The following is a 5,983-nucleotide window of genomic DNA, read 5'->3' on the forward strand; positions in this document are numbered from 1 at the left end:
AGTACCAGCGTACGGCCCACAGAATGATGTCACGCTGAAAATGCCGGCCTTTGAATGGGTTCATGTGCAGCTCCATCAGCAAAAGGGGATGATAAGTTTATCACCACCGACTATTTGCAACAGTGCCGTTGATCGTGCTATGATCGACTGATGTCATCAGCGGTGGAGTGCAATGTCGTGCAATACGAATGGCGAAAAGCCGAGCTCATCGGTCAGCTTCTCAACCTTGGGGTTACCCCCGGCGGTGTGCTGCTGGTCCACAGCTCCTTCCGTAGCGTCCGGCCCCTCGAAGATGGGCCACTTGGACTGATCGAGGCCCTGCGTGCTGCGCTGGGTCCGGGAGGGACGCTCGTCATGCCCTCGTGGTCAGGTCTGGACGACGAGCCGTTCGATCCTGCCACGTCGCCCGTTACACCGGACCTTGGAGTTGTCTCTGACACATTCTGGCGCCTGCCAAATGTAAAGCGCAGCGCCCATCCATTTGCCTTTGCGGCAGCGGGGCCACAGGCAGAGCAGATCATCTCTGATCCATTGCCCCTGCCACCTCACTCGCCTGCAAGCCCAGTCGCCCGTGTCCATGAACTCGATGGGCAGGTACTTCTCCTCGGCGTGGGACACGATGCCAACACGACGCTGCATCTTGCCGAGTTGATGGCAAAGGTTCCCTATGGGGTGCCGAGACACTGCACCATTCTTCAGGATGGCAAGTTGGTACGCGTCGATTATCTCGAGAATGACCACTGCTGTGAGCGCTTTGCCTTGGCGGACAGGTGGCTCAAGGAGAAGAGCCTTCAGAAGGAAGGTCCAGTCGGTCATGCCTTTGCTCGGTTGATCCGCTCCCGCGACATTGTGGCGACAGCCCTGGGTCAACTGGGCCGAGATCCGTTGATCTTCCTGCATCCGCCAGAGGCGGGATGCGAAGAATGCGATGCCGCTCGCCAGTCGATTGGCTGAGCTCATGAGCGGAGAACGAGATGACGTTGGAGGGGCAAGGTCGCGCTGATTGCTGGGGCAACACGTGGAGCGGATCGGGGATTGTCTTTCTTCAGCTCGCTGATGATATGCTGACGCTCAATGCCGTTTGGCCTCCGACTAACGAAAATCCCGCATTTGGACGGCTGATCCGATTGGCACGGCGGACGGCGAATGGCGGAGCAGACGCTCGTCCGGGGGCAATGAGATATGAAAAAGCCTGAACTCACCGCGACGTCTGTCGAGAAGTTTCTGATCGAAAAGTTCGACAGCGTCTCCGACCTGATGCAGCTCTCGGAGGGCGAAGAATCTCGTGCTTTCAGCTTCGATGTAGGAGGGCGTGGATATGTCCTGCGGGTAAATAGCTGCGCCGATGGTTTCTACAAAGATCGTTATGTTTATCGGCACTTTGCATCGGCCGCGCTCCCGATTCCGGAAGTGCTTGACATTGGGGAATTCAGCGAGAGCCTGACCTATTGCATCTCCCGCCGTGCACAGGGTGTCACGTTGCAAGACCTGCCTGAAACCGAACTGCCCGCTGTTCTGCAGCCGGTCGCGGAGGCCATGGATGCGATCGCTGCGGCCGATCTTAGCCAGACGAGCGGGTTCGGCCCATTCGGACCGCAAGGAATCGGTCAATACACTACATGGCGTGATTTCATATGCGCGATTGCTGATCCCCATGTGTATCACTGGCAAACTGTGATGGACGACACCGTCAGTGCGTCCGTCGCGCAGGCTCTCGATGAGCTGATGCTTTGGGCCGAGGACTGCCCCGAAGTCCGGCACCTCGTGCACGCGGATTTCGGCTCCAACAATGTCCTGACGGACAATGGCCGCATAACAGCGGTCATTGACTGGAGCGAGGCGATGTTCGGGGATTCCCAATACGAGGTCGCCAACATCTTCTTCTGGAGGCCGTGGTTGGCTTGTATGGAGCAGCAGACGCGCTACTTCGAGCGGAGGCATCCGGAGCTTGCAGGATCGCCGCGGCTCCGGGCGTATATGCTCCGCATTGGTCTTGACCAACTCTATCAGAGCTTGGTTGACGGCAATTTCGATGATGCAGCTTGGGCGCAGGGTCGATGCGACGCAATCGTCCGATCCGGAGCCGGGACTGTCGGGCGTACACAAATCGCCCGCAGAAGCGCGGCCGTCTGGACCGATGGCTGTGTAGAAGTACTCGCCGATAGTGGAAACCGACGCCCCAGCACTCGTCCGAGGGCAAAGGAATAGAGTAGATGCCGACCGAACAAGAGCTGATTTCGAGAACGCCTCAGCCAGCAACTCGCGCGAGCCTAGCAAGGCAAATGCGAGAGAACGGCCTTACGCTTGGTGGCACAGTTCTCGTCCACAGTTCGCTAAGCTCGCTCGGCTGGGTCGCGGGAGGGCCGGTCGCAGTGATTCAGGCCCTTCTGGATTGTGTTGGTCCCCAGGGCACGATTGTCATGCCCACGCACTCGGGTGATCTGACTGATCCCGCAGATTGGAGATCGCCGCCCGTGCCTGCCGATTGGGTGCAGATCTTGCGCAACGAGATGCCGGCATACGATCCGCAAACCACACCAACTCGGAACATGGGTGCAGTGGCTGAATTGTTCCGGGCGTGTCGCAAACACTTTTGGAGGCAGCTATCACCCAGCCAAGGCCGGTATTTTCATGCTTTGTTAACCTTTTGCAGTCCGAAGAGGCGCGCAAGCAAATCATTCTGGTCATTGACGGTCCAGCCGCCTGAAAAGCCAAAGCCCTTCCGCAGCCACAGCATCGCCTCGAAACCCGCGATGGTTCGCCGCGCCGTGTTAAAGGATTGGAAACCGCCGATCTTCGGCATGTTCTTCTTCACCCGGAAATGGTCGCTCTCAATCCCCTGCTGGAGATGTTTGGTCACATAATGCACGGGATCGGGATGGAGAAGCCCATCATCAACCGACGTTTTGATCGTTGACGGGAAGGTGTTGGCCCCGTCCGTCCCAATCCTGTTCGGCGACAACAAGGGTTCATCTTTAAGCATCTTTCGGAAGAACCGCTTGGCAGCGTCGAGATCGCGCTTAGCGGTCAGCAGGAAATCCACCGGATTGCCATGCTTATCGATGGCTCGGTACAGATAGCGCCATTTGCCGCGGATCTTGACATAGGTCTCATCAATCCGGACCGAGCCGCAATGGGGTCGACGAAACTGCCGCAGCCGTTTCTCGATGACAGGTGCATAAGCCAATACCCAGCGGTTGATCGTGCTATGATCGACCTCGAAGCCCCGCTCGCGAAACATCTCTTCCAAGTCACGATAGCTGAGCGGGTAGCGCAAGTACCAGGCAACCGCCTGTACAATCAGCCAGGCCTCGAAATGCCTGCCCTTGAAATCATCCTTCGACTGGCGCTTCAGCTTTTCGGCAATGGTATTCAAAATCATCGGCTCGCTCCGCAATATCAGGAGCGGCAACTTCTCTCCCCATGGTCAACATCGAGTTAACCTGAAGAATTTGCGACAAGGCCATGCGTTCCGCTCCGGAGATGTCTGGCTTACTAGGTCCCGGCGCTATGGCGATCTGAAACACGCACTCGTTCCGGCACAATCCATCGCGGAAGGCGGTCGTCTCGCTGTGCCATTGCGGCCGGAGGAATGGCTGGCAGACCGGCAAGCTCGCCTCGACATGCGGTTGCGCGAGCTTGGCCGTGCCGCTCGCGCAGGCACGATCCCGGGCGGGTCGATTGAAAACGGCGTTCTGCATATCGAGAAACTCGAAGCCGCCGCGCCGACAGGCGCCGAAGATCTGGTGCTCGATCTCTACAAGCAGATCCCGCCCACGCGCATCACCGATCTCCTGCTGGAGGTGGATGCGGCGACCGGCTTCACCGAAGCGTTCACCCATCTGCGCACAGGAGCACCCTGCGCTGACCGGATCGGGCTAATGAACGTTATCTTGGCGGAAGGGATCAACCTCGGCTTGCGCAAAATGGCGGATGCGACAAACACCCACACCTTCTGGGAATTGATCCGCATTGGACGGTGGCATGTCGAGGGCGAAGCCTATGACCGGGCGCTGGCCATGGTGGTCGAGGCACAGGCAGCGTTACCCATGGCCCGGTTCTGGGGCATGGGCACGTCGGCTTCGAGCGACGGACAGTTCTTCGTCGCTACAGAGCAAGGTGAGGCCATGAACCTGGTCAACGCGAAATATGGCAATACCCCGGGCCTGAAAGCCTATAGCCACGTCTCCGACCAATATGCGCCGTTCGCAACCCAGGTGATTCCTGCAACGGCAAGCGAAGCGCCTTACATCCTCGATGGCCTGCTGATGAACGATGCTGGACGCCATATCCGCGAGCAGTTCACCGACACGGGCGGCTTCACCGATCACGTCTTTGCCGCATGTGCCATTCTCGGCTACCGGTTCGCTCCGCGCATCCGCGACCTGCCATCCAAACGGCTCTACGCGTTCAATCCGTCGGCCGCCCCGGCGCACCTGCGAGCGTTGATCGGCGGAAAGGTCAACCAAGCCATGATCGAGCGCAATTGGCCCGACATCCTGCGCATCGCCGCCACCATTGCTGCCGGGACCGTCGCGCCAAGCCAGATTCTGCGGAAACTCGCCTCCTATCCGCGGCAGAACGAGCTCGCGACAGCCCTGCGGGAAGTCGGTCGCGTCGAGCGCACCCTGTTCATGATCGACTGGATTCTGGATGCCGAACTCCAACGGCGTGCCCAGATCGGGCTCAACAAAGGCGAAGCTCATCATGCGCTGAAGCGGGCAATCAGCTTCCACCGCCGCGGTGAAATCCGCGACCGTTCCGCCGAAGGCCAGCATTACCGCATCGCCGGCATGAATCTGCTCGCCGCCATCATCATCTTCTGGAACACCATGAAGCTCGGCGAGGTCGTTGCAAACCAGAAACGCGATGGAAAGCTGCTATCGCCCGATCTCTTGGCCCATGTTTCGCCGCTCGGATGGGAACACATCAATCTCACCGGAGAATATCGCTGGCCAAAGCCTTAGCGTAGGATTCCGCCCCCTCCCGCAAACGACCCCATCCAGAGTTAGCTGTAGAAATGATTATGCCAGTCAAGGCTTTTGAAGAATTCTGCGCACACCATCAAGTACAGCACCTAAGTACGGATGATTTTGCAAAGATTGAATATGACCGCATGAAGTGGCGATTTGGACAGGCCGGTATTAGAGAATAAAAACTCTAGTCTTTATTAAAAAATCAGGAAGATTTATATGCAAATTGATATTAAAACATCTTCAGTTAAGCCTTTAAGAAATACTTATGCTTATATTGAAAAAAGATTTGGTGATAAACCAGCTTCACGTTATCAAGAAGCGACCTACGATATTCAGGAAGAAATTAATTTTCATTACAAACCTTTATGGCAGCCTGAATTTGATCTTTACGATAAGGGCCGTACTGTAATCCAAATGAAAGATTGGTACGTGCTTAAAGATCCTCGTCAATTTTATTATGGGGCTTATACCCAAACTCGAGCTAAACAACAAGAGATTTTAGAAAGTAATTTTACGCTTGTTGAAAAACACGATTTATTAAGAAATATTTCTGAAGAAATTCTAAACAAAGTAACGAAATTACTACTCCCACTTTATTGTAAACAAGACATTTTTATCTTTTATATTCAATGGCTTATTTTCCTGCTAATTGGTAATACCATGAAAAATACCATGCTCAGAAAAGGCTTAACAATATTTTGAAAAATTGCCTACTGAGCGCTGCCGCACAGCTCCATAGGCCGCTTTCCTGGCTTTGCTTCCAGATGTATGCTCTTCTGCTCCTGCAGCTAATGGATCACCGCAAACAGGTTACTCGCCTGGGGATTCCCTTTCGACCCGAGCATCCGTATGAGACTCATGCTCGATTATTATTATTATACTCTGTACACGACAAATTTCACAGAACCCTTATCCTATCAGGATTCTGCTTTCTTAAAATTGCCAAAATTTCCTTAAACTCTTCTTTTTTCCCAAAACCAATTAAACGCTGAATCGCCATTTGAACA

The 5,983-nt window shown here is 55.2% G+C and carries 5 protein-coding genes and 2 pseudogenes; 6 read left to right on the plus strand and 1 reads right to left on the minus strand.

What is annotated here, in order from left to right; genetic code table 11:
• The first annotated feature begins 177 nt into the window (after positions 1–177).
• The 3 genes and pseudogenes from aac(3)-IVa to FTU35_RS13580 form a co-directional block, all read left to right on the plus strand.
• On the plus strand, positions 178–954 hold the full coding sequence (aac(3)-IVa, locus tag FTU35_RS12915) for an aminoglycoside N-acetyltransferase AAC(3)-IVa (RefSeq protein ID WP_001199192.1): 777 nt from the start codon (positions 178–180) through the stop codon (positions 952–954).
• Positions 955–1,182: 228 nt separating this feature from the next.
• Positions 1,183–2,208: an aminoglycoside O-phosphotransferase APH(4)-Ia gene (gene aph(4)-Ia, locus FTU35_RS12920; protein WP_000742814.1), complete on the plus strand. Its 1,026-nt coding sequence runs from the start codon at positions 1,183–1,185 to the stop codon at positions 2,206–2,208.
• Positions 2,209–2,282: 74 nt separating this feature from the next.
• Positions 2,283–2,567 (plus strand): annotated as a pseudogene (locus FTU35_RS13580) (AAC(3) family N-acetyltransferase); the annotation flags it as partial.
• Positions 2,568–2,629: 62 nt separating this feature from the next.
• Here FTU35_RS13580 and FTU35_RS12930 read toward each other — a convergent pair.
• Positions 2,630–3,382, minus strand: a complete 753-nt coding sequence (locus FTU35_RS12930) for an IS6 family transposase (RefSeq protein WP_000602738.1) — start codon at positions 3,380–3,382, stop codon at positions 2,630–2,632.
• A gap of 85 nt (positions 3,383–3,467) precedes the next feature.
• Between FTU35_RS12930 and FTU35_RS12935 the strand changes: the two are divergent.
• The 3 genes and pseudogenes from FTU35_RS12935 to FTU35_RS12945 all read left to right on the plus strand — a co-directional run.
• A pseudogene (locus FTU35_RS12935) lies at positions 3,468–4,967 on the plus strand (Tn3 family transposase); the annotation flags it as partial.
• A 59-nt stretch (positions 4,968–5,026) separates the two neighbouring features.
• The gene (locus tag FTU35_RS12940) at positions 5,027–5,155 is read left to right on the plus strand and encodes a hypothetical protein (protein ID WP_032073144.1); all 129 of its coding nucleotides are present in this window, start codon (positions 5,027–5,029) and stop codon (positions 5,153–5,155) included.
• Positions 5,156–5,192: 37 nt separating this feature from the next.
• Positions 5,193–5,678 carry a hypothetical protein gene (locus tag FTU35_RS12945; RefSeq protein ID WP_006581703.1) on the plus strand — a complete coding sequence of 162 codons (486 nt, stop codon included), beginning with the start codon at positions 5,193–5,195 and terminating at the stop codon, positions 5,676–5,678.
• Positions 5,679–5,983 lie beyond the last annotated feature (305 nt).

Origin of the sequence: Acinetobacter sp. YH12095 (assembly GCF_013419245.1) — a bacterium.
GTDB lineage: Bacteria > Pseudomonadota > Gammaproteobacteria > Pseudomonadales > Moraxellaceae > Acinetobacter > Acinetobacter towneri.